Genomic DNA, 23,122 nt, shown 5'->3' on the forward strand with positions numbered 1-23,122 from the left:
GCCGAAGGCTACCGACCGGACGCCCGTTCGCCTTCCGACAGCGTCACCGTGGCCACGTCATTGGTGGTATCGGCGTTCTCGGTGTCGCCCAGCGGTACGACGGTGAAGGTGATCGTGCTGACGGTGGTGGGCCACTTCGTCAGCGAGAACTCGTAGGTCGTCGGCGTCTCGTCGACATCGCAGGAACGGAGCCGGCAGCGCGAGTCGTCGGTGCGCAGCAGGCCGAGCCCGCGGCCGTCGATCTGCAGGCTCGCCTCGCCGTCGGGCTCCAGGCCGTCGACACTGACCGTGATCAGCCACTGCACGCCCCACCGGTCGAGCGGGACCGCGCTGGCGGCGACCGTCAGGTCGAACGGCGCCGGCGGCGGCGTGGTCGGCGGCGGGGTCGGGGTGGGAGTAGGCGACGGCGGCTCCGAGGTCGGTGGCGGCGAGGGCGGTGGGCTCGGCGTCGGCGAAGGCTGGGTCGGTGTCGGCTCCGGGCTGGGCTCGGGGCTCGGGGTCGGCTCCGGCTCGGGCGTGTCGGCCGGCGGCGGGATCACCGCGGGCGGCGGCGGGGCCGGGTCGTCCTTGGGCGGTGGGTCCGCGGGCGGCGGGTCGGCGGGCGGCGGCGCCGGAGCCTCGCTGGCCGGCGGATCGGCGGGCGGGTCGGCAGCGGGCTTCTTCTCCTCGCCACCGGTGAGTGCCAGTGCCAGCACGGACGCGGCCACCACGGCCGCTGCAGCGACGCCACCCGCGGCGGCCGTCGCAGGCCCGTTGGCGGACACGAAGTCCTTGGCCCGGTCCACGAGCAGGAAGAGGCCGCCCTTCGCGGCGGCACCACCCGCGGCCACGGCGTACGTCGCGCCCGCGCTCCCGAGCAGCAGCGGCGCCAGGATCCCGGCCAGGTTGGAGTTGACCTCGATCAGTTCCAGGTAGATCGCGGTGCACTTGCGGCAGTCGTCGAGGTGCGCCTCGACCTTGCCGGCATCACGCCGCGACAGCCCGCTTCGGATGTAGCCGCCGAGGTGGTCGTGGGTCCACCGGCAGTTGTCGTCGTCGATGTCCTGGGCGTGCATGTTGAGGAACGCCTGCCGCAGCCCCTCGCGAGCCCGGTAGGCGAGCGCGCTGACCGAGTTCGGCGACATGCCGAGCAGCTGGGCCACCTCGGCCGGCTTCTGGCCCTCGACCTCGGTGTGCCACAGCACCAGCTGCCAGCGCTCGGGCAGCGAGGCGAACGCCTTCGCGGCGGCCGCGTTCTCGAAGCCCGCCACGGCGGTGTCGGTGAACGGCACGCCCGGGTCGAACGACTCCATGTCGTCGGTGGTGTGCAGCTTCGAGGTGGCGCGGACCCGGTCCACGTGCAGCCGGCGTACGGCGGTCAGCAGGTAGGCGCGGAAGGCGACATCGGGCCCGCCGCCACGCTGCAGGACGCCCAGCACCTTCGCGAAGGCATCGGAGACCAGGTCGTCGGCGTCGCTCGGCGACAGCTGGCGGGCCAGCCGTCGGGCAGCCCCGACGTGCCGCTCGAAGAGCGCGCCGTAGGCGTCGACGTCGCCGCCGCGGACCGCCGAGATCAGCTCGGCGTCACCGGGGCCGTCGATGCGGGAGAGGGTTTCAGTCACGTGTGGGTCAACGACCTTCGTCGCGAGGAATTGTCCGAATTCTAGAACACCCTAAGCCCGCCGGACCGGCGCAAAACAAATTCTGTGGAACCGCGTCATGGCCCGGGACCTGGTCCGTCTCAGCGCTGAGATGCACCGTACGGGGGGTGGATCTTGATACCGAAACACGAGGGGAGCAATCGTGGGGATCTTTGCGACGCGTTCGCGGCGCACGACCGCCACGGACGGTCCCGAGGCGAGGAGGGAGCTGCCCGAACGGGTGCGAGCAGGATTGCCCGCACAGTTCGAGGCGGTAGGAGAGGCCCTCGCCTCGGGGTTGGGCTCTGCACGCGACTCTGCTGGTGTCGGCCGGGCGGAGGCCGCATGTGCCGAAGCGGGCCGTGAGCTGGCCCGCGACGGCGCGTCGCTGGACGAGGCCCTGGAGGGGCTTCGACTCACCAGCCTCGCGGTCATCGGCCTTGAGCCGGCGTACGTCGACATCCGCGCGCTCAGCAACGCGTGGAGCGAAGCCACCCTCGGCTACCTGCACCAATTGTCATGTGAGGACCCGATGACTGGCCTGGCCAGTCTGGCGCACGTACGCAGCCGCCTCTCGGAGCTCTACAGGGGAGAGCTCCGCGAGCGCGGCCGCGTGCAGGAGGCGCACGCGCTGGTTGTTGCCAGCCTGCCTGCTGGACCACCGGGCGAGCCGCAGGAGGGCGGCTCGCCCGGCCTCTTTCTTCTTGGGCCGGACGGCAGCCCGGAGGTCGGCCCGGACGCGCACCTGACCCGCACCCTGCGGATGGCCCGCCTCGGCGAGGCCGCCCGCACCGTCTTCGCCGGGCCCGAGACCATCGGCCGGGTCGGTCAGCACCGTGTCGTCGTACTCACCGACCGCGACGAGCTGCTCGGCCGGCGTGTCGCACTGCTACGCCGGATCCTCGGCTCCCTCGTCAACGCCGGCGACGCGCCGCGCGTGTGGATCGAGGGCCTGCCGTCGACCGACGCCGGCGCCGCGCAACTGCTGGACGAGCTCGCCCGCTGACCCGAGGCCCATCGATCCCGATAGCCTGGCCGCATGTGCGGCCGCTATGCGTCGAGCAAGAGCAGTGACGACCTGATCGAGGAGTTCGAGGTCGAGGAGTCGCGGGTCGCTGAGCCGCTGGCGCCCGACTACAACGTGGCTCCCACCAAAGAGGTGTACGCCGTGATGGCGCGGCCGCCGTCCAGTGACAAGTCCGCGCCACCGCAGCGGCAGCTGCGGGTGCTGCGCTGGGGCCTGGTGCCGTCCTGGGCCAAGGACGCCGCGATCGGCAACAAGATGATCAACGCCCGGATGGAGACGGTCGCCGAGAAGCCGTCGTTCCGCCGGGCGTTCGCCTCCCGCCGCTGCCTGCTCCCGGCTGACGGCTACTTCGAGTGGTATCCCACCTCCGCCAAGACCAAGGCCGGCAAGCCGGTGAAGCAGCCGTTCTTCATCCGGCCCAAGGACGGCGGCAGTCTGGCGATGGCCGGCCTCTACGAGATCTGGCGCGACAAGTCGATCGAGGACGAGGACGAGCCGGGCGCGTTCCGCTGGACCTGCACCGTGCTCACCACCGACGCGGAGGATGATCTCGGCAAGATCCATGACCGGATGCCGCTGATGGTGCCGCCGGAGCGGTGGCAGCGCTGGCTGGACCCGACGAAGGCGGAGAAGGACGACCTGCTCGCGCTGCTGGAGCCGGCCGCGCCGGGCCGGCTGGAGGCGTTCCCGGTGTCCAAGCTGGTCAGCAACGTCCGCAACAACGGGCCCGAGCTGGTCGAGCCACTTCCGCTCGAGGAGGCCGACCTGTGAGCACGGCCAAGTCGATCAGTACGCCGCAGGGCGAGGCCCGGCTGATCGCCAACCGGGCCCGGCATCCGGTGGCGACGCTGCTGCTCGGGCACGGCGCCAGCAACGGCGCCGACACCGGTGACCTGGAGACGCTCGCCAAGAAGCTGCCGCCGCAGGGCATCACCGTGCTCCGGCTGGAGCAGCCGTGGCTGGTCGCCGGCCGCAAGGTCGCCTCGCCGCCGGCCGCGCTCGATGAGGCACTGATCGCGGTCGCCGACCGGATCCGGCCGCGCACGCCGATGGTGGTGGGCGGTCGGTCGGCCGGAGCCCGGTCCGCGGCCCGGTGTGCCCGTCAGCTCGGGGCCGCCGGCTGCCTGGCGCTGGCGTTCCCGCTGCACCCGCCCGGCAAGCCGGAGGCTCGCTTCGCGACTTCCCGGCCGTCGGCGGGGCCGACGGCCGGGAAGTCGCGCCTGGACGAGCTGAAGTCGGCCCGGGTGCCGACGCTGGTGATCCAGGGAGAGCGGGACCCGTTCGGCGCCCCGGAGGAGTTCCCCGGCGGCGTCGACGTGACCGTCGTCCCGTCGGCGGACCACTCGTTCAAGGTGCCCAAGCGCGCGGAGATCAGCCAGGTCGACGCCTACGCGATCATCGTCGAGGCGACCCTGGAGTGGATCGTGCGCGACGTCATCGGGAATCAGCCCGGTGGCTGAGGTGTTCTGCTCTCGTGCCCACCCTTCTCGCACCTGTGCCTCTCGTGGATGGGCCGCGCTTGCCGCTCGCGCCGCCGATCGACGTACCCTGGGGGACGATGACTGACTCAATGACCGAGCCCGAGATCGACGTGGCGACGGAGACCGCCGAGGAGCGGACCGCCCGCTTCGAGCGCGACGCGCTGCCGTTCCTCGACCAGCTCTACTCCGCGGCGATGCGGATGACCCGCAACCCGCAGGACGCCGAGGACCTGGTGCAGGAGACCTTCGCGAAGGCCTACTCCTCGTTCCACCAGTTCCGGCCGGGCACGAACCTGAAGGCGTGGCTCTACCGGATCCTGACCAACACCTTCATCAACACCTACCGCAAGAAGCAGCGCCAGCCGCAGCAGTCGATGTCCGAGGACGTCGAGGACTGGCAGCTCGCGCGCGCCGAGTCGCACACCTCGTCCGGGCTGAAGTCCGCCGAGACCGAGGCGCTCGAGCACCTGCCCGACTCCCAGGTCAAAGAGGCGCTGCAGCGGCTTCCCGAGGAGTTCCGGCTGGCCGTATACCTCGCTGATGTCGAGGGGTTCCCGTACAAGGAGATCGCCGAAATCATGGACACCCCGATCGGCACCGTGATGTCCCGGCTGCATCGCGGCCGTCGCCAGCTGCGCGACATGCTCTCGGGCTACGTGCGCGAGAACGACCTGCTCCGCACCAGCAACGGGGGAGGCGAGTCATGAGCTACTCCGAAGACGACGGCGGCTGCGCCGACTACCTCGAGCGGATCGCCTACCTGATCGACAACGAGCTCGACGAGGCCGACTGCGCGGAGGTGCGGGTGCACCTCGACGAGTGCGGCCCGTGCCTGCGCAAGTACGACCTCGAGCTGACCGTGAAGTCGGTCGTCGCCCGGTCCTGCCACGAGTCCGCACCCGCCTCGCTCCGCGACCGGGTGCTGCTGCAGATCCGCGAGGTCCAGGTCCGGATCACCGACGCCTGACTGACATCTCCGCTGATTGGCACTTCCGCTCGCCGACCTGAGAGACTGGGTCGATTCCGCAGACTTCAGGAGGATCACCATGGGCAAGACCGGACGCAAGCGCCGCGCGCGCAAGAAGAAGGGCGCGAACCACGGCAAGCGCCCCAACGCCTGATCCAGGCGAACGCACCGAGCCCCCGAGCCATGCCGGCCGGGGGCTCGTCGCATTTCTCGTGACAGGATCGCCGGCGTGGAAGCGACGCTCACCTTCACCGTCACCGAGTCCGACACAGCCGCTGCCATCGGCTCCGGCAGCCTGCCCGTCCTCGGTACGCCGCGGCTGCTGGCCTGGTGCGAGGCCGCGACCTGCGCCGCAATCGACCCGACCCTGGGCGACGGGAGTACGTCGGTCGGCACCCGGGTCACGCTTGAGCACCTGGCCGCCAGCCCGGTCGGCGCCTCCGTCGAGGTGACCGCGTCGTCGTCGTACACCGACGGCCGGCTGGTCCGGTTCACCGTCGCCGCCCGCGACGCCGGCAGTGGGAAGGTGCTCGGCACCGGAGAGATCACCCGCTTGGTCGTCGACGCCGACCGATTCATGTCCCGGATCTCGTAGGGGAACCCGGGCCGCCGGCCAACGCGTCTCTTCGGTTATGGGCAGGGATGACGAGTTCAGTGAGTACGTCGCGGCGCGATGGCCGCGGCTGGTGCGGTCGGCCGTCCTTCTCGGCTGCGCGCCGGCGGAGGCCGAGGACGTCACCCAGGCGGCGCTGACGCAGTGCCTGGTGAACTGGTCGAAGGTACGCCGGGCAGCCGACCGCGACGCCTACGTCCACCGGGTGCTGATCAACACCTTCGTCTCCGGCCGGCGCCGCCACTGGCACGGTGAGAGGCCGACCGGTGAGCTCCCGGAGCGAGTGGTGGCCGACGAGACCGACTCGGTCGATCTCGCCGACGCCGTCTCCCGATCCCTCGGGCGGCTGAGCCACGACCAGCGAGCGGCGGTGGTGTTGCGCTACTTCGCACACCTCACCGAGGAACAGATGGTCGACGTGCTCGGAGTGGCTCCCGGCACCGTCAAGAGCCGGCTCTCCCGGGCCCTGAAGATCCTCGCCGACGACCCGAACCTCTCAGAACTGCGAGAACTGTCATGAGCGACCGCGACCTCACCGACCTCCTCGAACGCCTCGGCGAGCGCGTCGACGTCTCCCCGCCACCGCTGGCCGCGATGACCCGCGCCGCCGACCGCACCCGGCGACGGCGTACCGCCTGGGTGGTCGGCGGCGCCGTCGCTGCCGCCGTCGCGCTGGTGGCCGGGGGGACCCAGGTCATCGGCGACGGTCTCGCCGACGGCACCGACCCCCGGCCGCCCGCCGATCGCGCCGTCCCCGCCGGCATGCGCCTGGTCGGGCTTGGTCATGCCGCCATCGCCGTCCCCAACGACTGGGGCAGGAATGAGGTCGGATGCGGCACGCCGATCAAGGACACGGTCGTCATCGACCTCACCGTGACCCCGGCCTGCCTCATCCAACGTCCTGCAGATGTCGACGCCGTCCGGATCAACGTCGGTGTCCGGCGCGGTGGCGAGGACATCGAGATCGACGGCACCGCCGCGAGGCGGACACCGACGACCTGTTCCCCCGGCCAGAACGACGAAGGGATCGTGACCTGCAGCGCCTCGATCTACGTTCCGTCGGAAGGTGTCGGGTTCGAGGCATCGTCGTCCACGAGCCGGGAGCGGGTCGACGAGATCCTGGACGAGGTCCGGATCCTCGATGACGAGGTCGGGGTACCCCTCTTCGACCCGCTGGCGGGCCGAGTCTCGGCGGACAACTACGCGGAGCGGCTCCGCGACGCTGGCCTGACCATGGTGAAGAAGTGGGGGGCCGGGCAGGGACCCGCGGGCGCGATCCTCGACGTACAGCCGGAGTCGGGCACCGTCGTCGAGCCCGGCACCCAGGTCACCGTCACGGTCAACAGGCCGCGGTCGCCTTTGGATCAGCTAGAGCTGGGCTATCGGCAATCCGCGCCGCAGCGTCGCGCGACGAACCGCCGTACACCGAGCTGACCGATGCGCAGGTGCGGGCCGGTGCCACGGTGCGGCTGAAGGTCGGCGAGCGGGTCTTCTTCCACCGGCGTGGCGATATCACGGGTCTCTACGCCGCCGAAGTGAACGGCACCTCGCTCGACGTCAAGCATCTGCCGGCCGATGACCCCTATCCGCGCTACGCACATGCGGTGCGGGCCGGCACGACTATGGTCACGCTGACCTTCACGACCAATGGCAAGAAGTCCGAAATCGCCTTGATCACCATTGTCGTCACCGCTGACTCCGGTCAGAGCGAGCGGTAGAACGCGATCAGATCGACGCCGGGGGCGGGTGCCCAGTCGCGTTCGGGGGCGCGGGTGAAGCCGTGCCGGCCGTAGAGCCGGTGCGCGGCGGCCATCTCCTCCAGGCTGGACAGGACGACGCCGGTGCAGCCGCGCTCGGCGAGCACTCTCAGCGTGTTCGCGACCAGCGCGTCGCCGACGCCCTGCCCGCGCGCCTCGGGTGCGACTGCGAGCATCCGGAACTCACCCTCGCCCGGCCGTCCGATCTCGCGCCAGGGCGAGTCCTCCGGGCAGATGGTGACGGTGCCGACGATCTGGCCAGCGTCCTCGGCCAGCCACAGCTCCGCCTCGCGGGCCCGCCCGGCGGCATCGCGGAGGCGGTCGATGTAGCCGTCCTCCGGGCCCTCGGTGAACTCCTCGTACGCCGTCACCGTCAGCTCGCCGACCTTCTCGAGGTCGGCCGGTTCCGCGAGCCGGATCCGCATCGGAGGCCGCCTAGATCCCGAACGTGCTGCGCGGGTAGACCGCGGCCACGTCGGTCACCACGTTGACCAGGTACGGCACACCCGAGGCGAAGGCGCGGTCGAGTGCCGGGCCGATTTCCCGCGGGTCGGTCACGGTCTCGCCGCCACCGCCCAGTGCCCGCACGACACCGTCGTACGACGCCGCGGGGTTGAGGTCGGCGGCCACGTCGTACCCGTAGAGCATCTGCATCGGGCCCTTCTCCAGACCCCACGCCGAGTTGTTGCCCATCACCATCACGACCGGCAGGTTGTGCCGGACCAGGGTGTCCACGTCGAGCAGCGAGAAGCCCGCGGCGCCGTCGCCGAACAGCACCACCACCTGCGACGACGGCCGCGCGATGCGGGCGGCGATCGCGGCGCCGAGGCCGGCGCCCAGGCAGCCGTACGGGCCCGGGTCCAGCCAGCCACCGGGCCGCTTCGGCTCCACGAACTTGCCGGCGAACGACACGAAGTCGCCGCCGTCGCCGATCACCACGGCGTCCTCGGCCAGCCGGGGGAGCAGCTCGCCGTAGATCCGGGCCGGGTGGATCGGGTCGGCCTCGGCGGTCAGCAGCGCGGCGTCGCGCTCGGCCGCGGCGCGGGCGGTGTCCTGCAGCTCGGTGACCCAGGCGGCCCAGTCCGGCCTGGTCGGCGACGCCTGCACCGCGGCGAGCACGCCGTCGAGGACCAGCGTGAGGTCGCCGGCCACCGACGCCGCCAGCTCCGCATGCTGCGAGATCTGGGCGGACGAGTCCGCGATGTGTACGACGCGGGCCGGCGCGCCACTGCCGTCAGCTCCGCCGAAGACGCCGAAGCCGAGCCGGAAGTCGAGCGGCGTACCGACGACGACCACCAGGTCCGCGCCCTTGAACGCCGCGCCGCGCGCCTTGGTAACCAGCAGCGGGTGGCCGCCGGGGATCACCCCGCGGCCCATCCCGTTGGTGATCGCCGGCAGCGCCAGGTCCTCGACCAGCCGCAGCGCCGCGTCCTCGGCGCCGTCGGCCCAGACGTCGGTGCCGAGCACCAGTACCGGCCGCCGGCTCTCGGCGAGCAGGCGTGCGACGGCCGCGACCGCGTCGCCGTCCGGCTCGGTCCGCGCCGGGGCGGCCGCGGCCGGGATCGCGGAGGTCGCCTGGTTGAACAGCTCGTCCATCGGTACGTCGACGAACGCCGGGCCCCGGTGCGCGGAGCCGGCGACCGAGAACGCCTCGTGCATGCCCTCGGCGATCTCGGCGGCGGTCGGGATGGTCCGCGACACCTTGGCGACCGGCGCGATGATCGGCGGCTGGTCCAGCTCCTGGAGCAGCCCGGAGCCCCACTTCGCCGCGGGTGCCCGGCCGCCGACCACGACCATGGGCGAGCCGGCGAACTGGGCCTGGGTGATCGCGCTGATGCCGTTGGTGACGCCCGGCCCGGCGGTGAGCACGGCGAGTCCCGGCTTGCGGGTCAGCTTGCCGGTCGCCTCGGCCGCGAAGGCGGCGGTCTGCTCGTGCCGGACGTCGACCAGCCGCATCGGTGGCTCGGCCTTGACCGCGCCGTCGTACATCGGGAAGACGTGTGCCCCCGACAGCGTGAACATGGTCTCCACACCGTGCGCCCGGGCCACCGCGACCGCGATCTCGCCGGCGTGACCGGTCAGCGCGCCGGGCGTCGTGGGGGGCGGCTCAGGCTGGGTCTCGGTCCGGGCAGTGGTGGCATCGGTGTCGGGCATGCGCCGCATGTTACTGCCGAGGAACCGCGAGAAAGCGAGGGTTGGTGGTCCGAAGTGCGTCGACCAGCACCAACAGCAGGTCGGAGCGGACCGACGGGTGCGCGGGCGCCAGCGACAGCTGCAGGTAGAGCGCGCGCAGGAACGCCTCCGCGTCGCCGGTGGTCTGGTACGGGTCGACCGCCATGTCGTAGGCGTGCGCGGTCGCGCCCGCGACGATCCGGGCCACCCAGGGCTCCAGTACCTTCAGTGGCACCACGTTGCGCCGAAGCACCCTCATCGTGGCCGCGGCCAGCCGGTCCGGCTCGCCGGACTGGAGCAGCCCAGGGGCGGGCAGCAGCAGCCGGTCGGCGAGTACGTCGAGCATCACGGTGAGCTCGGGCGGCCCGAGCCGCGGCGACTCCGCCAGCGCGCCGATCGCGTCGGAGCCGTGGGCGAGCGCGTGCGCCCAGCCCTTGTTGGGGACCCAGCCACGCAGGTCGCGCTCGCGGAGGAACCAGCTGGCGATCCGGTCGCCCCACTCCATGATCTTGGTCCCCGGGAGCCGGCTCACCACGGTGTCGCGCGCAATGCAGTCGCCCAGTACCAGGGCTGAGAAGCTGCGCCGGAAGACCGAGTCGGTGTCGCGCTCACCCAGGCCCACGTCGAGGCCGGTCGCCATCCCGTCGCCGAGGCCCGCGAGCAGGTCGTCGTACACCCCACGCCGGATCCAGGCCTCCAGGGTCGGATAGGCGAGTCCGTCGCGCTGCGCGGGGTCCGGTGAGCCGAGCAGCGTGGTCAGCTCGGCGGTCATGTCGTCCAGCGGGCGGTCAGGCGGTACGGCGAGCCCGCCAGCCAGGACCTGCTGCCAGAACGCCGATGCCATAACCCCATCCTGCCAGCCGATGCGGTGGGTTCGCTCGCCACCCTCGCGGCCGATCGCCGCCGATTTGTCCTGTCCTCACTACGCTGAGGCCGTGCCGACGATGAACGAGCTGGTGCGAGCGCACACCGAGCTGAGCGACGAGGACGTCGCCTGGCTGCACCTGCTCGTGGCGGACTGGCAGATCATCGCCGACCTCTCATTCGCGGATCTGGTGCTGTGGCTGCCGGACCGCGAGGGGAAGGGCTTCTGGGCAGGCGCGCAGATGCGACCGACCACCGGCCCGACGGCGTACGTCGACGACGTGGTCGGCACCTTCATCCCGGTCGGCCGGCGGCCGATGCTGGACGCGGCGTACGCGCAGGGACGGTTGGTTCGCGAGGGCGACCCGGAGTGGCGCGACGACGTGCCGGTCCGGGTGGAGACAATTCCGGTACGCCGCGGCGACCGGGTGCTGGCCGTGGTCGGCCGCAACACCAACCTGCTCGGCGTCCGCACTCCGAGCCGGCTGGAGCTGTCCTACCTCCAGACCGCCAGCGACCTGACCCAGATGATCGCCCACGGCTTCTTCCCGTCGCCCGGACCGCGGTCCGACCACGCGGACACGCCGCGGGTCGGCGACGGCTTCGTCCGGGTGGACGCGACCGGACGGGTCGTCTATGCCAGCCCGAACGCGCTCTCGGTCTATCGGCGGCTCGGCCTCAGCGGCGACCTGGCCGGGCTGAGCCTGGCCGAGCTCACCCGCGAGCTGGTGCCGGCCCGGCGCCGACCCGATGAGGAGACGGTCAGCGCGGTGCTCGGCGGCCGGATGCACCGCGACACCGAGATCGGCAGCGACCAAGTCGCGATCATCCTGCGCTCGGTGCCGCTGCGCCCGCAGGGCGACCACATCGGCGCGCTGATCCTGCTCCGCGACGTCACCGACCTGCGCCGGCGTGACCGTGAGCTGGTCACCAAGGACGCCACCATTCGCGAGATCCACCACCGGGTCAAGAACAACCTGCAGACCGTCGCCGCGCTACTGCGGCTGCAGGCCCGTCGGATCGACTCGGCGTCGGCCAAGTCGGCGCTGGAGGAGGCGGTCCGCCGGGTCGGGTCGATCGCGATCGTGCACGAGACCCTGAGCCAGGCGGTCGAGGAGAACGTCGCCTTCGACGAGATCGCCGACCGGCTCGGCCGGATGGTGACCGAGGTGTCGGCGGCGGGCGAGCTGATCGAGGTACGCCGGGACGGCAGCTTCGGCGTACTGCCGTCCGAGGTGGCCACTGCGCTGGCGATGATCCTGACCGAGGTTCTCCAGAACGCCGCCGAGCACGGCTACGGAGCCGGGCAGGAAGGTGCGTCGAGCGGCCAGATCACGGTGACGGTACGGCGCCTGGTCGGGCGCCTGCACGTCACGGTCAACGACTACGGCCGCGGGCTGCCCGAGGGCTTCGACCTGGACAGCACCAACCTCGGCCTGTCGATCGTGCGGACGCTGGTCGAGTCCGAGCTCAACGGTCAGCTGGAAATGACGGCTGGGCACCCGCAGGGCACCCAGGTCGTCATCGACATCCCGGCCTGAGCCGTCAGGCGGACCGCACTCTCGCTCTGGCATTGCGCCGCTTGAGCGCACGCCGCTCGTCTTCGCTAAGGCCTCCCCAGACCCCGTGGTCCTGACCCGCCTCGAGCGCCCAAGCGAGGCACTGTTCGCGCACCTCGCAGCGACGGCACACCTGCTTGGCCTCCTCTATCTGGAGGATGGCCGGGCCGGTGTTGCCGATCGGGAAGAACAGCTCCGGGTCCTCATCGAGGCAGGCGGAGCGATGGCGCCAATCCATGGCCGGGGAATCCCCTCTTTCATCAGGTCTCGGCAGCATGCCTCGCAGGCCCTGCCTCGGGTTTGGGTGCCGACGGGCGTGGCCGTAGGCGGAAGTTGTGCGGCGTGTGAATGACTTCACGAACGCATCGAATAGAGTTGCAAGAGATGGGGCCGCACACAACCCCTTACGCGAATCAAACTCGTCACATCTACTCTTTTCGTGTGCAGAGCCCCTCTGGAGACGACCCGCCACCACCTCTGATTGTCGCTGCGTCACTGGCCGTGGTCGAGGGTCTCGTGCTCGTGGTCCTTGCAGTTGCCGAGCTGATCAACTTCTCATCCGACCGTGCGGTTATGGGTCTGACCACGGCAGCTTTCTTCGTTTTGGCTGGGGTAGCGCTCATTGGGTGTGCGTACGCCGTCACCCGGCTCCGGCCCTGGGCCCGCAGCCCGATCCTGCTCGCCCAGCTGATCCAGCTCGGCCTCGCCTGGAACTTCCGCGACAATCCGACCACCGTGGTCGCGATCGCGCTGGCGGTCGTGGCCGCGGTGACGCTGGCCGGCCTGCTTCACCCGGCGAGCATGGAGGCGCTGGCGGACGAGTCCCGCTGAGACCTCACTCTTCCAGTGATGTGCGGAGCTGCTCGAGGGTGCGGTTGAGCAGCCGCGAGACGTGCATCTGGGAGACGCCGATCTCGGCGGCGATCTGGGACTGCGTCATGTTCTTGAAGAAGCGCAGCATCAGGATCGTCTTCTCCCGCGACGGCAGGCTCTCCAGCAGCGGCTTGATCGACTCGCGGATCTCGACGTGCTCCAGGTTGGCGTCGTCGATGCCGATTGCGTCGAGCATGGTCGCCGCGCCGCCCTCGTCGGAGTTGTCGCCGGCGTCAAGCGAGAGCGTGGAGTAGGCGTTGCTGGACTCGATGCCCTCGACGATCTCCTCGACGGTGCAGCCGATGTTCTGGGCGAGCTCGGACGGCGTGGGGGAGCGGCCCAGTGACTGGGTCAGCTCGGCGGTGGCGGCGCTGATCTGCATCCGCAGCTCCTGCAGCCGCCGCGGCACCCGGATCGCCCAGCCCTTGTCGCGGAAGTAGCGCTTGATCTCGCCGATGATGGTCGGCGTGGCGTACGTCGAGAACTCCACGCCGCGGTCGGTGTCGAACCGGTCGATCGACTTGATCAGGCCGATCGTGCCGACCTGCACCAGGTCCTCGAACGGCTCGCCACGGTTTCGGAACCGGCGGGCACAGTGCTCGACCAGCGGTAGGTGCAGGTGGACCAGCGCGTCGCGCGCGCCCGCACGCGACGCCTCGCTCCCGTCTTCGTCGCGGAACTCCACGAATAGGTCCGCGCTTCGCCGACGGGTGAGCTCGACGCCCGTCAGCTCTGTCTCCACGTCGATGTCTCCCAAGATGTCCCGGCTCATCTGGCGAGCCCCCGTTAGTTGCCGGTGGCGCTGTGCTCGGAGTGCATGACCAGACGGACCGAGAACTCCGATCCCTCGGTGACCGCCTCGGCGGAGGACGCGAGGGTGTTGAGCACGGTCCAGGCGAAGCTGTCGAAGTCGGGCTCCGGTGGGTTCGACGAGGTGACCGAGACGCTGATCGTCAGGTCACCGGGCCGCATGAAGAACCGGCAGGTCAGGTCGGACTCGGGGTCGGCCTCCGGCAGCACCATCGCGCACGCCTCGCCGACCGCGATCCGCAGGTCCTCGATGTCGTCGATGGTGAAGTCGAGCCGCGCGGCGAGCCCGGCAGTCGTCGTACGCAGCACGGACACGAACGCGCTGTCCGCAGGGAGTCGTAGCTCGACGTCGGCGTGCCCCGTCGCGTGCGTGCTCAATGCGTTCATGACCATGTCCTTACGTCCCGTGCTCCGGCCGTCCGGTGCCGGCTCCCCGAGCGGGCCGGTCGGTCACACAGTAGCCCGGAGGCGTCACCATGTTGTCGACTGGGCGTCCAGTAGCGCGTCCATGACCCGTGGCGCGCAGAACCTGCGGTTGTAGGCCTTCTCGCCGACCGGCCGCAGCACCTCGAGGGTGACCAGCTGTTCGACCAGCTTGTTGGCACGGCCGTAGGAGAGGTCGAGGTGGCGCTCCACGTCGCGGACCGTGAACGACGGGTGCCCGACGGCGTAGTCGACCAGGAAGAACGCGGAGTCGGCCCGCAGCCGCGAGTCGTGTACGACGCGCCGCAGGTCGTCCTGCACGTCCAGCAGCGCCAGCATCTGCCGGTGGGTCAGCTCCGCGGACTCCCGGATCCCGGTGGCGAAGAAGCGGATCAGCTGATCCCACTCGCCGTCGGTGCTGACCGCGAGCAGCCGGTCGTAGTAGGCGACGCGGCGCTCCTCGAACCACGGGGAGACGGTCAGCGTCGGCTCGGTCAGGATCCCCAGCGAGAACAGGTGCATGACGATCAGCAGCCGCCCGATCCGCCCGTTGCCGTCATGGAACGGGTGCAGCGCCTCGAACTGGTAGTGCGCCATCGCCGCTGCCGCGACCGGGTCGAGCTCGTCGGACAGGTCGCTCCCGATCCAGTCGACCAGCTGCCGGAACGCGGCCTCCAGGGCAGGCCCTGGTGGCGGCGGGATGTAGCGGGCGGTCCGGATCGCGAGGTCGCCCGGCCCGAGGTCGCTGCGCCGTCCGATCAGCACCTGGATGTCGCGGATCCGGCCCGACGAGTGATGCTCGGCCCGGGTGTCGCGGAGCAGCCTGGCCTGCAGGTCGCAGAGCAGAGTGGTGGTGATCGGCCGCTCCTCGCTGACCCACTGGAACGCCAGGTCGGCCGTCACGACGTAGTTGAGGACCTCGCGCAGGCTGTCGTTGCTCGGGGTCTCCTCGTCGGCGGTGAGGACGTCGGTCAGCGGGGCGTAGGTGCCTTCGAGCGCGGACGTGCTCTGCGCCTCCATCTGGAGGGTGGGCCGGCGCAGCAGCGAGGGGTTCGGCAGCCGGCGCGCCGTACTGTCCAGCGCGGCGAGCGCCGCCCGCGCGTTGCCGAGCTCGAGGTGGGTCTTGGCCGACAGTGGCGGCGCTGTGGTCGGCAGCGGCGCCGGCAGGAACGCGCGGTGCTCCCACGGCCCGCGCCGCTGGTCGCGTCCGGCAATCGCAACCAGCTCCCCAGTCGCGTTCTTGCCGAACATTCGAAGGTCCACAATGTCACTCTATCGCTCGTTCAGTGACATTTCGCGCTTGAAATGTTCTTGATGGGAAGGGCAGTTTCGCTAGGTACCTAGCGAAACTGCCCCACCCGTCGGAAACTTCGTGTGGGCGTGGACAAATTCACTAGGTACCTAGTGAAACTGCCCGGGACCCAGGCGCTCAGGCCTTCTTGGTCGCCCAGAAGATCTCGGCGATCTCGTCGATCTTGGCGAGGAGCTGGTCGGCGACCGCGGCGTCGAGGGAGCCCTTGGTGCCGCCGGCGCCGGCGAGCTTGGTGGCCTCGTTGATCAGCGTGTGCAGCTGCGGGTAGGCCTCGAAGTGCGGCGGCTTGAAGTAGTCGGTCCACAGCACCCACAGGTGGTGCTTCACCAGCTCGGAGCGCTGCTCCTTGATTACCACCGCGCGGGTGCGGAAGTCGGGGTCGTCGTTGTCGGCGAGCTTCCCGATGAGCGCCTTGATCGACTCGGCCTCGATCCGGGCCTGCGCGGGGTCGTAGACGCCGCACGGCAGGTCGCAGTGAGCCTGGGCGTCGACGGTGGGGGCGAACAGTCGCGCGAACATCCGTGAGAGTCCTCTCGTTGGTTCTTGATCTTGACTGCGACACTACTCCGCGTGAACGCGCTCCTGCCGCTGGGCATGGCGGTGGTCCGTGGCCGGTCCATGGAGCCGGCGCTGCGGGCGGGCGACCGGCTGCTGGTCCGGTACGGCGCCCGAGTGCGGCCCGGTGCCGTGGTGCTCGCCCGCTTCGCCGACGGCACGCTCGCGGTCAAGCGGGCCGCCGAGCGGCGTACCGACCGAGCGGGCGAGCCGGCCTGGTGGCTGCTCAGCGACAACGCCGACGACGGCGTCGACTCCCGCCACCGCGGGCCGGTCAGCGACCGCGACGTACTGGCCGTGGTGCAGCTGCGGCTGTGGCCGAGACCGGCTCGCACGGGTGTGACAAGATGGGGGCCCAGGGCGACCCCCTGACCGATCGGCTCCGCGAACCACCTGCAGCGCGTTGAGCCTGGTCACCTGATCATTCGCTTCCCCCCAAATGGCTTGCCTGTGGCCTTGCCTGGAAAGTTCTGAACCGCGATGGTTGCTGACGTGTCACCCACCGAGATCGACCCTGCTCACCCCGACGGACTGGACGGCCTGGGCGGGGTGCACCCGTACGCCGGGGACCCGGTATTCGACCTCCACGCCGGCGGCAAGATGGAGACCGTGTCGACCGTCGCCCTGACCGGCGCCGACGAGCTCTCGCTCGCCTACACCCCCGGTGTCGCCCGGGTCTGCGAGGCGATCGCCGAGGACCCGTCGATGACCCAGCACTACACCTGGGTGCCCAACACCGTCGCCGTCGTCACCGACGGCACCGCCGTACTCGGGCTCGGCGACATCGGCCCCGCGGCCGCGATGCCGGTGATGGAGGGCAAGGCCGTGCTGTTCAAGCAGTTCGGCAAGGTCGACGCGGTGCCGATCTGCCTGGCCACCACCGACGTCGACGAGATCATCGAGACCGTCGTCCGGCTGGCTCCGAGCTTCGGTGGGATCAACCTCGAGGACATCTCCGCGCCGCGCTGTTTCGAGATCGAGGAGCGGCTCAAGGAGCGCCTCGACATCCCGGTCTTCCACGACGACCAGCACGGTACGGCGGTGGTCGCGCTCGCCGCGCTCGTCAACGCGCTCCGGCTGACCGGGCGGACGCCCGAGACCACGCGGGTTGTGATCTCCGGCGCCGGCGCGGCCGGCGTGGCGATCGCCAAGATCCTGCTCGGCGCCGGCATCACCGACATCGCGGTCACCGACCGGCGCGGCATCGTCAGCTCCGACCGCAGCGACCTCACCCCGGTGAAGCGGGAGCTGGCCAAGGTCACCGCCGACCGCAACGGTCGTCGCGGCACCCTGGCGGACGCGTTCGCCGGCGCCGACGTCTACCTCGGCGTCTCCGGCGGCACTGTGCCCGAGGAGGTCGTGGCCACGATGGCCGGCGACGCGATCATCTTCGCGATGGCCAACCCAAACCCCGAGGTGCACCCCGACGTCGCCCACCGGCACGCGCGGGTGGTCGCGACCGGGCGCTCGGACTTCCCCAACCAGATCAACAACGTGCTGGCCTTCCCCGGGATCTTCCGTGGCGCCTTCGACGTCCGCGCGTCCGCGATCACCGAGGGCATGAAGCTCGCCGCCGCCGAGGCTCTCGCCGACCTGGTCGGCGACGCGCTTGCGCCGGACATGGTGATCCCCAACCCGTTCGACCCCCGAGTCGGCCCCGCGGTCTCCGCCGCCGTCGCCGCCGCTGCGATCCGGGACGGCGTCGCGGGTATCTGATCTCACACCGCCGGCTGAGCAGCAGCGGCATAAGGTCGACTCATGTTCGCTGTGTACGCCGACAAGTTCTCCGCCGACGACCCGCTGGGTGGCCTGGTGGTGGGGGAGCGGCCCGACCCCGTTGCCCCCGACGGCTGGACGACGGTCACCGTGAAGGCGGCCTCGCTCAACCACCACGACCTCTGGTCGCTGCGCGGCGTGGGCCTCAAGGAGGAAGCGCTGCCGATGATCCTCGGCTGCGACGCGGCCGGCCTCGACGAGGACGGCAACGAGGTCGTCGTACACGCGGTGGTCTCCAGCCCCGACTGGACCGGCGACGAGACCCTCGACCCGCGCCGCTCGCTGCTGTCGGAGCGGCACCAGGGCACCTTCGCCGACAAGGTCGTGGTGCCGCGCCGCAACGTGGTCCCGAAGCCGGCGTCGATGTCGTTCGAGGAGGCAGCGTGCCTGCCGACGGCCTGGCTGACGGCGTACCGGATGCTGTTCACCCAGGGCGGGCTGAAGGCCGGTGACTCGGTGCTAGTGCAGGGTGCCGGCGGCGGGGTGGCGACCGCGCTGATCGTGCTCGCCCGCGCGGCCGGGCTCCGGGTGCTGGCGACCAGCCGCGACGAGGCCAAGCGGGCAAAGGCGCTGGAGATCGGCGCCCACGACGTGTTCGAGGGCAACGCCCGCCTGCCGCGCAAGGTGGATGCGGTGATGGAGACCGTCGGCCGCGCCACCTGGTCGCACTCGATCCGCTCGCTGCGGCCGGGTGGCGCGATCGTGATCTCGGGTACGACGTCCGGGCCGAAGCTCGACGACGCCGAGCTGACCCGGATCTTCTTCCTCCAGCTGCGGGTGATCGGCTCCACGATGGGCACCCGCGGCGAACTCGCCTCGCTGGTCGAGCTGCTCGACGCCACCGGCACCAAGCCGCTGCTCGACCGCACGCTGCCGATGGAGAAGGCGGCCGACGCCTTCGCCGCGATGGCGGCCGGCGAGCTGTTCGGCAAGGCCGTGCTCACCCGATGACCCGCACCCACGTCGTCACCGGCGCCACCTCCGGCATCGGCGCTGCGGTCGCGAGGGCGCTCTACGACCGGGGCGACGAGCTGATCCTGGTCGCTCGCAACGACGAGCGTGCCCACGAGCTGACCAGGGCGTACGACGGGGCGCGCGTGGTCGTCGCCGACCTGACCCGGCCGGATCACCTCGAGGGCCGGCTGGCGGCCGGCACGCTGCCGCCGCGTGTGGACTCGCTGCTGCACATCGCCGGCGTGGTCGAGCTCGGCACCCTCGCCGATCTGCCGCTGGCCAAGCTGCGCGAACAGCTCGACGTGAACCTGGTCGCGCCGGTCGTGATCACCCGGGCCTGGCTGCCGGCGCTGCGGGCGGCCCGTGGGCTGGTGCTGTTCGTCAACTCAACGGCCGGGCTCACCGCCAACGCCGACTGGTCGGCGTACGCCGCCTCAAAGTTCGGCCTGCGTGCGGTGGCCGACTCGCTGCGTGCGGAGGAGGCTCAGTACGGCGTCCGGGTGACGACGGTCTACCCGAGCCGGACCGCGACGCCGATGCAGGCGAAGGTGCACGAGCAGGAAGGGTCGACGTACGACGAAAGCCGGTTCGTGCAGCCTGCGTCGGTGGCCGCCTCGATCCTGCACGTCCTCGATCTGCCGCCGGACGCCGCGATCCCCGAGCTGACGATCAGGACGGCCCCTAGGACACAGAGCGCCAGTTGAGGGCGCCGATCAGCACCATCCGGAGCTGAGCGCGGGCGGTCTCGGCGATCCGCGCGACCTCACGCGGCCGGGCGGCAGCGTCGACGAGTGCCTCGGCGTGGCCGATCATCGCGGTCACGATCAGGTTCGCGAGCACCAGCAGGTCCTCGCCCGACCACTGCTCGCTGCCGGGGATGCGGGCGATGTCGGTGGCCAGCTCGCGCTCGACGAGCTGCAGCTGGTGGCCGACCGCCTCGCGGACGGCGGGCGGTCCGGCGAAACGCTCCCTGGCGATGAACCGGAAGTGCGCATGGTCGTCGTGGACGTGCGCGACCAGCGAGGACACCGAGCTGTCCACGATCGCCAGGAACAGGGCCTGCGCGGAGTCGACGTCGGGGGCGATGGTCCGGGCGTCACGCAGCATCGCCCGCAGCGAGACGAACGACTCCTCGACCAGGGTCAGCCCAAGCTCGTCGATGGAGGAGAAGTGCCGGTAGAAGGCGGTTGGTACGACGCCGACCTCCTTGGCCACCTGGCGCAGTGAGAGCACCCCGAGGCTGCCGTCGGCCGACAGTCGGAGCGCCGCATCGAGGATCGCTCGCCGCGTGCGCTCCTTGCGCTCGGTGCGCGTCTCCGCTGTCTCGGTCATGGCGCCGATCCTACCCATGAGTGAACATCTGTGCACTCAAGTGGTCAGTGTCACCCGCCTTCCTGTTGACGCCTTCGGTCCTGCTTGCCATCGTTTCAGTGTACGAATGTTCACTGACTTTGAAGGAGGTGTCGCCATGAGTCTCAGCACCACGATCCTGCGCTCCCGGGCCCTGAACGCGTTGACCTCGCCGCACGGCGTGGACCGCTACCTGGAGCTGATCAACCCGATGTGGGCCGCGAACGACGTGCGCGCTCGCCTGGTCGATGTCCGCCGTGAGGTGGACGTCCCCGGTGCGCCGCCCGTGGCCACCCTGACGTTTCAGCCGAACAGCACCTGGCAGGGCCACCGCGCCGGTCAGTACGTCCAGCTCGGTGTCGAGGTCGAGGGTGCTCGTCGTACGACGCGGTGCTTCACCGTCTCGTCGCCGGGCTCCGGGCCGGGCGACCGGTTCACGATCACCATGCGAGCCAACCCAGAAGGGGTGGTCTCTCGCTACCTGGTCGAGCGGGCCGAGCCCGGCACGATCGTGCACCTGTCTCAAGCAGCGGGGGAGTTCACGCTGCCGGACCGGATGCCCGACCATGTGCTGTTCATCACCGGCGGCTCCGGGATCACCCCCGCGATGTCGATGCTGCGCTCGCTGCAGCGGCGTACCCATCGCGGCCGGGTGACGTTCCTGCACTACGCGCAGTCGCCGGAGCACCAGATCTTCCGCGACGAGCTGGAGCAGATCCGGATGGCCGGGTACGGCGTGGACCTGCACCTGGTCTACCCGGAGACCGGCGGTCGGTTCTTCACGCCGATGGAGCTGGGCCGGTTGGTGCCGGGCTACCGCGACGTGGACACCTGGGCCTGTGGCCCGGCCGGCCTGATCGAGAAGGTGCAGACGGCGTACGACGGCTCCGACCGGCTGCGGGTCGAGTACTTCAAGACGCCCGTCGTCAGCAATGGCTCCGCCGAAGGCGACGTGACCTTCAGCCGGGCCGGCGCCACCGCCGCCAACTCCGGCGCCACCCTGCTCGAGCAGGCCGAGGCGGCCGGGCTGACGCCCACCTTCGGCTGCCGGATGGGCATCTGCTTCTCCTGCACCTCCCGCAAGACCGAGGGGACGGTCCGCAACGTGCTGACCGGCGAGACCTCCTCTCTTCCCGACGAAGACATCCGTATCTGCGTCAGCCGCCCCGAGGGCGACTGCGCGGTCGACCTCTAGCCGACCGACAAGGAGACCGACATGAGCAACCCGTACAAGACCCTGACCGCCGACGAGCTGGAGCAGTTCGGCGCCGAGATGGACGCGATCCGGCAGCGGATCATCGCCGACCTGGGCGAGGACGACGCGGCGTACATCCGCAAGGTCGTGCAGACCAAGAACCGCTTCGAGATCGCCGGCCGGGCGCTGTTCTACCTGCCGCCGGCGTGGCCGTTTGCGGTCGCCGCGCTGAGCGTCAGCAAGATCCTGGACAACATGGAGATCGGCCACAACGTCATGCACGGCCAATACGACTGGATGGGCGACCCGGGCCTGAACTCACGGATGTACGAGTGGGACAACGTCTGCCCGAGCGAGCAGTGGAAGTACTCCCACAACTACCTGCACCACACCTACACCAACATCGTCGGCAAGGACCGCGACGTCGGCTACGGCATCCTGCGGATGGACGAGGACCAGGAGTGGAACCCCTACTACCTCGGGAATCCGCTCTACGCGTTCTTGCTGATGATCTTCTTCGAGTGGGGCGTGATGATGCACGACCTGGAGGTCGAGGAGATCGTCGCGCGGCGGCGTACCTGGGCCGACACCAAGCACCTGCATCGCGGGATGCTGCGCAAGATCCGCAACCAGACGGTCAAGGACTACGTGCTGTTCCCCTTGCTGACCGGGCCGTTCTTCCCGCTGACCTTCCTCGGCAACGCGACCGCGAACCTGGTCCGCAACATCTGGGCGTTCAACATCATCTTCTGCGGCCACTTCCCGACCGGCGTGGCGACGTTCTCGATGGAGGAGTCCGAGGACGAGACCCGCGGCCAGTGGTACTACCGGCAGCTGCTCGGCTCGGCCAACATCACCGGCGGCCGGCTGCTGCACCTGATGAGCGGCAACCTGTCGCACCAGATCGAGCACCACCTGTTCCCCGACCTGCCGGCCCGGCGCTACCCGGAGATCGCGGTCGAGGTGCGTGAGCTCTGCGAGCGCTACGACCTGCCGTACACCACCGGGCCGCTCTGGAAGCAGCTCGGCAGCGTCGCGGCCAAGATCTTCCGGCTTTCGCTGCCGCCGCGGCGGCAGCCGAAGAGCGAGGTTGGCACCGAGCCGGAGCTGGCCGCGGCATGAGGGAGACTGAGCCCATGACCGACCGGATCAGCAAGGCCGAGATCACCAAGGACGCGGTGCAGAGCACCGCCGAGGCCACCGTCCACACCGTCGGCGAGGTCACCAAGATCGTGGCCACCGCGGTCAAGGACGTCGTCGGCGCCCTCGGTGGCCTGGCCACCGAGGTCTTCGAGATCCGGGACGCCGCCCGCAAGGCCGCTACCGATCACGACGAAGCCGCTGGTTGAGGAGGTTGCTCTAGCAACCGTCTCGAAACCAAGGCCGCCGTCTCATGCCTGGTCGAGCAGACGGACCAGCTTCTGCGGCGCGCAGATCCGGAAGCTCTCGGTGAGCAGCTCGGCGACCTCGGTCCAGTCGGTGTCCTCGCCCAGGACCAGCCCGATGATGGTCGGCGACCACGGCGGCTTGTAGAACGGCAGCCCGGCATGGGTCAGCGCGAGCAGCTCGTCGCCGCTCGCGTGGAAGGTCATGATCGTCTCCGGGCCGGGCAGCCCGGTGATCTCGCGGTACGACGACTCGTAGCCGTCCTGCGCGACCATGACGTGCCCGAACGTCTTCTTCCGGACCCGCCACCGCACGCCGGTCCAGGCGTCCTCCTCGTAGGCGTCCGGCAGCGTGAGGGTGAGGTCGCGGAGGCGTCCCACCACGTCGGCGTCAGGTTCGATCCGGCTCACGTCGCCAGGCTACTGACGA

General features: G+C 70.4%; 30 protein-coding genes. 19 read left to right on the forward strand and 11 right to left on the reverse strand.

Features of this window, described 5'->3' with window-relative positions:
• Window positions 1–8 precede the first annotated feature (8 nt).
• The gene (locus tag DDV73_RS16140) at window positions 9–1,601 is read right to left on the reverse strand and encodes a sigma-70 family RNA polymerase sigma factor (protein WP_109508290.1); all 1,593 of its coding nucleotides are present in this window, start codon (window positions 1,599–1,601) and stop codon (window positions 9–11) included.
• Window positions 1,602–1,782: 181 nt separating this feature from the next.
• Here DDV73_RS16140 and DDV73_RS16145 point away from each other — a divergent pair, with 181 nt between their 5' ends.
• The 10 genes from DDV73_RS16145 (at window position 1,783) to DDV73_RS16185 (ending at window position 7,425) form a co-directional block, all read left to right on the forward strand.
• Entirely contained in the window at window positions 1,783–2,625 is an 843-nt protein-coding gene (locus DDV73_RS16145; RefSeq protein ID WP_109508291.1) for a hypothetical protein, read from the forward strand.
• A gap of 33 nt (window positions 2,626–2,658) precedes the next feature.
• The gene (locus DDV73_RS16150) at window positions 2,659–3,417 is read left to right on the forward strand and encodes an SOS response-associated peptidase (RefSeq protein WP_109508292.1); all 759 of its coding nucleotides are present in this window, start codon (window positions 2,659–2,661) and stop codon (window positions 3,415–3,417) included.
• Complete coding sequence (locus tag DDV73_RS16155; protein ID WP_109508293.1) at window positions 3,414–4,106, forward strand: alpha/beta hydrolase family protein; 693 nt, start codon at window positions 3,414–3,416, stop codon at window positions 4,104–4,106. Before DDV73_RS16150 ends, DDV73_RS16155 begins: the two co-directional genes overlap by 4 nt.
• A 98-nt stretch (window positions 4,107–4,204) precedes the next feature.
• The gene (locus DDV73_RS16160; RefSeq protein WP_109508326.1) at window positions 4,205–4,834 is read left to right on the forward strand and encodes a sigma-70 family RNA polymerase sigma factor; all 630 of its coding nucleotides are present in this window, start codon (window positions 4,205–4,207) and stop codon (window positions 4,832–4,834) included.
• On the forward strand, window positions 4,831–5,094 hold the full coding sequence (gene rsrA / locus DDV73_RS16165) for a mycothiol system anti-sigma-R factor (RefSeq protein WP_109508294.1): 264 nt from the start codon (window positions 4,831–4,833) through the stop codon (window positions 5,092–5,094). Before DDV73_RS16160 ends, rsrA begins: the two co-directional genes overlap by 4 nt.
• A 79-nt stretch (window positions 5,095–5,173) precedes the next feature.
• Complete coding sequence (locus DDV73_RS29730; RefSeq protein ID WP_369759046.1) at window positions 5,174–5,248, forward strand: 50S ribosomal protein bL37; 75 nt, start codon at window positions 5,174–5,176, stop codon at window positions 5,246–5,248.
• Window positions 5,249–5,323: 75 nt separating this feature from the next.
• Window positions 5,324–5,689, forward strand: coding sequence for a thioesterase family protein (locus tag DDV73_RS16170; RefSeq protein WP_240617318.1), 366 nt, complete (start codon window positions 5,324–5,326; stop codon window positions 5,687–5,689).
• A 37-nt stretch (window positions 5,690–5,726) separates the two neighbouring features.
• Window positions 5,727–6,227, forward strand: a complete 501-nt coding sequence (locus DDV73_RS16175; protein WP_109508296.1) for a SigE family RNA polymerase sigma factor — start codon at window positions 5,727–5,729, stop codon at window positions 6,225–6,227.
• Window positions 6,224–7,141: a PASTA domain-containing protein gene (locus DDV73_RS16180; RefSeq protein WP_109508297.1), complete on the forward strand. Its 918-nt coding sequence runs from the start codon at window positions 6,224–6,226 to the stop codon at window positions 7,139–7,141. The genes DDV73_RS16175 and DDV73_RS16180 overlap by 4 nt, the downstream gene beginning before the upstream one ends.
• A 29-nt stretch (window positions 7,142–7,170) precedes the next feature.
• Window positions 7,171–7,425, forward strand: a complete 255-nt coding sequence (locus DDV73_RS16185) for a hypothetical protein (protein ID WP_154402783.1) — start codon at window positions 7,171–7,173, stop codon at window positions 7,423–7,425.
• Here the strand turns inward: DDV73_RS16185 and DDV73_RS16190 are convergent.
• From DDV73_RS16190 to DDV73_RS16200, 3 genes are read right to left on the reverse strand one after another with little or no spacing between them, the layout of a single operon-like run.
• Window positions 7,410–7,889: a GNAT family N-acetyltransferase gene (locus tag DDV73_RS16190; RefSeq protein WP_109508299.1), complete on the reverse strand. Its 480-nt coding sequence runs from the start codon at window positions 7,887–7,889 to the stop codon at window positions 7,410–7,412. The two genes, DDV73_RS16185 and DDV73_RS16190, sit on opposite strands and share 16 nt — an antisense overlap.
• A 10-nt stretch (window positions 7,890–7,899) precedes the next feature.
• Window positions 7,900–9,618 (reverse strand): acetolactate synthase, encoded by a 1,719-nt coding sequence (locus tag DDV73_RS16195; RefSeq protein ID WP_109508327.1) that lies wholly within the window; start codon window positions 9,616–9,618, stop codon window positions 7,900–7,902.
• A gap of 10 nt (window positions 9,619–9,628) precedes the next feature.
• Window positions 9,629–10,480: a DUF2785 domain-containing protein gene (locus DDV73_RS16200; protein WP_109508300.1), complete on the reverse strand. Its 852-nt coding sequence runs from the start codon at window positions 10,478–10,480 to the stop codon at window positions 9,629–9,631.
• A gap of 100 nt (window positions 10,481–10,580) precedes the next feature.
• Between DDV73_RS16200 and DDV73_RS16205 the strand changes: the two genes are divergently transcribed.
• A complete protein-coding gene (locus tag DDV73_RS16205; RefSeq protein ID WP_476703545.1) occupies window positions 10,581–12,041 on the forward strand; it encodes a sensor histidine kinase in 1,461 nt (486 codons plus the stop codon).
• 4 nt (window positions 12,042–12,045) lie between these two features.
• On the opposite strand, the gene DDV73_RS16210 is transcribed toward DDV73_RS16205, so the two are convergent.
• On the reverse strand, window positions 12,046–12,297 hold the full coding sequence (locus tag DDV73_RS16210) for a WhiB family transcriptional regulator (protein WP_109508302.1): 252 nt from the start codon (window positions 12,295–12,297) through the stop codon (window positions 12,046–12,048).
• 335 nt (window positions 12,298–12,632) lie between these two features.
• Here DDV73_RS16210 and DDV73_RS16215 point away from each other — a divergent pair, with 335 nt between their 5' ends.
• On the forward strand, window positions 12,633–12,890 hold the full coding sequence (locus tag DDV73_RS16215; protein WP_154402784.1) for a hypothetical protein: 258 nt from the start codon (window positions 12,633–12,635) through the stop codon (window positions 12,888–12,890).
• 4 nt (window positions 12,891–12,894) lie between these two features.
• Here the strand turns inward: DDV73_RS16215 and DDV73_RS16220 are convergent, their stop codons facing one another.
• The 4 genes from DDV73_RS16220 to sodN all read right to left on the reverse strand — a co-directional run bounded on the left by DDV73_RS16220 (window position 12,895) and on the right by sodN (window position 15,996).
• Window positions 12,895–13,704, reverse strand: coding sequence for an RNA polymerase sigma factor SigF (locus tag DDV73_RS16220; protein WP_109508304.1), 810 nt, complete (start codon window positions 13,702–13,704; stop codon window positions 12,895–12,897).
• A gap of 14 nt (window positions 13,705–13,718) precedes the next feature.
• Window positions 13,719–14,129, reverse strand: a complete 411-nt coding sequence (locus DDV73_RS16225) for an ATP-binding protein (RefSeq protein ID WP_240617319.1) — start codon at window positions 14,127–14,129, stop codon at window positions 13,719–13,721.
• Between the two features lie 84 nt (window positions 14,130–14,213).
• A complete protein-coding gene (locus tag DDV73_RS16230; protein WP_206050918.1) occupies window positions 14,214–15,428 on the reverse strand; it encodes a Fic family protein in 1,215 nt (404 codons plus the stop codon).
• Window positions 15,429–15,594: 166 nt separating this feature from the next.
• Window positions 15,595–15,996 carry a superoxide dismutase, Ni gene (gene sodN, locus DDV73_RS16235; protein WP_109508307.1) on the reverse strand — a complete coding sequence of 134 codons (402 nt, stop codon included), beginning with the start codon at window positions 15,994–15,996 and terminating at the stop codon, window positions 15,595–15,597.
• Window positions 15,997–16,047: 51 nt separating this feature from the next.
• Between sodN and DDV73_RS16240 the strand changes: the two genes are divergently transcribed.
• From DDV73_RS16240 to DDV73_RS16255, 4 genes are all read left to right on the forward strand, one after another.
• The gene (locus tag DDV73_RS16240) at window positions 16,048–16,404 is read left to right on the forward strand and encodes a S24/S26 family peptidase (RefSeq protein WP_240617320.1); all 357 of its coding nucleotides are present in this window, start codon (window positions 16,048–16,050) and stop codon (window positions 16,402–16,404) included.
• A 228-nt stretch (window positions 16,405–16,632) separates the two neighbouring features.
• Window positions 16,633–17,748, forward strand: a complete 1,116-nt coding sequence (locus DDV73_RS16245) for an NAD(P)-dependent malic enzyme (RefSeq protein ID WP_240617323.1) — start codon at window positions 16,633–16,635, stop codon at window positions 17,746–17,748.
• 42 nt (window positions 17,749–17,790) lie between these two features.
• Window positions 17,791–18,759 carry a zinc-binding dehydrogenase gene (locus DDV73_RS16250; protein WP_109508309.1) on the forward strand — a complete coding sequence of 323 codons (969 nt, stop codon included), beginning with the start codon at window positions 17,791–17,793 and terminating at the stop codon, window positions 18,757–18,759.
• Window positions 18,756–19,466 (forward strand): SDR family oxidoreductase, encoded by a 711-nt coding sequence (locus tag DDV73_RS16255; RefSeq protein ID WP_109508310.1) that lies wholly within the window; start codon window positions 18,756–18,758, stop codon window positions 19,464–19,466. The genes DDV73_RS16250 and DDV73_RS16255 overlap by 4 nt, the downstream gene beginning before the upstream one ends.
• On the opposite strand, the gene DDV73_RS16260 is transcribed toward DDV73_RS16255, so the two are convergent.
• Window positions 19,444–20,094, reverse strand: a complete 651-nt coding sequence (locus tag DDV73_RS16260; RefSeq protein WP_109508311.1) for a TetR family transcriptional regulator — start codon at window positions 20,092–20,094, stop codon at window positions 19,444–19,446. The two genes, DDV73_RS16255 and DDV73_RS16260, sit on opposite strands and share 23 nt — an antisense overlap.
• Window positions 20,095–20,230: 136 nt before the next feature.
• Here DDV73_RS16260 and DDV73_RS16265 point away from each other — a divergent pair, with 136 nt between their 5' ends.
• Genes DDV73_RS16265 through DDV73_RS16275 form a run of 3 tightly spaced genes read left to right on the forward strand, consistent with a single transcriptional unit; the run spans window position 20,231 to window position 22,656 of the window.
• Window positions 20,231–21,307: a ferredoxin reductase gene (locus DDV73_RS16265; protein WP_109508312.1), complete on the forward strand. Its 1,077-nt coding sequence runs from the start codon at window positions 20,231–20,233 to the stop codon at window positions 21,305–21,307.
• A 21-nt stretch (window positions 21,308–21,328) separates the two neighbouring features.
• Complete coding sequence (locus tag DDV73_RS16270) at window positions 21,329–22,429, forward strand: fatty acid desaturase family protein (protein ID WP_109508313.1); 1,101 nt, start codon at window positions 21,329–21,331, stop codon at window positions 22,427–22,429.
• A 14-nt stretch (window positions 22,430–22,443) separates the two neighbouring features.
• Window positions 22,444–22,656, forward strand: coding sequence for a hypothetical protein (locus DDV73_RS16275; RefSeq protein WP_109508314.1), 213 nt, complete (start codon window positions 22,444–22,446; stop codon window positions 22,654–22,656).
• Between the two features lie 42 nt (window positions 22,657–22,698).
• Here DDV73_RS16275 and DDV73_RS16280 read toward each other — a convergent pair whose 3' ends face one another.
• Window positions 22,699–23,103 carry an MmcQ/YjbR family DNA-binding protein gene (locus DDV73_RS16280; protein WP_109508315.1) on the reverse strand — a complete coding sequence of 135 codons (405 nt, stop codon included), beginning with the start codon at window positions 23,101–23,103 and terminating at the stop codon, window positions 22,699–22,701.
• Between the last annotated feature and the right edge of the window lie 19 nt (window positions 23,104–23,122).

It is taken from the genome of Nocardioides speluncae (assembly GCF_003121585.1).
In the GTDB taxonomy this organism is placed as follows: domain Bacteria; phylum Actinomycetota; class Actinomycetes; order Propionibacteriales; family Nocardioidaceae; genus Nocardioides; species Nocardioides speluncae.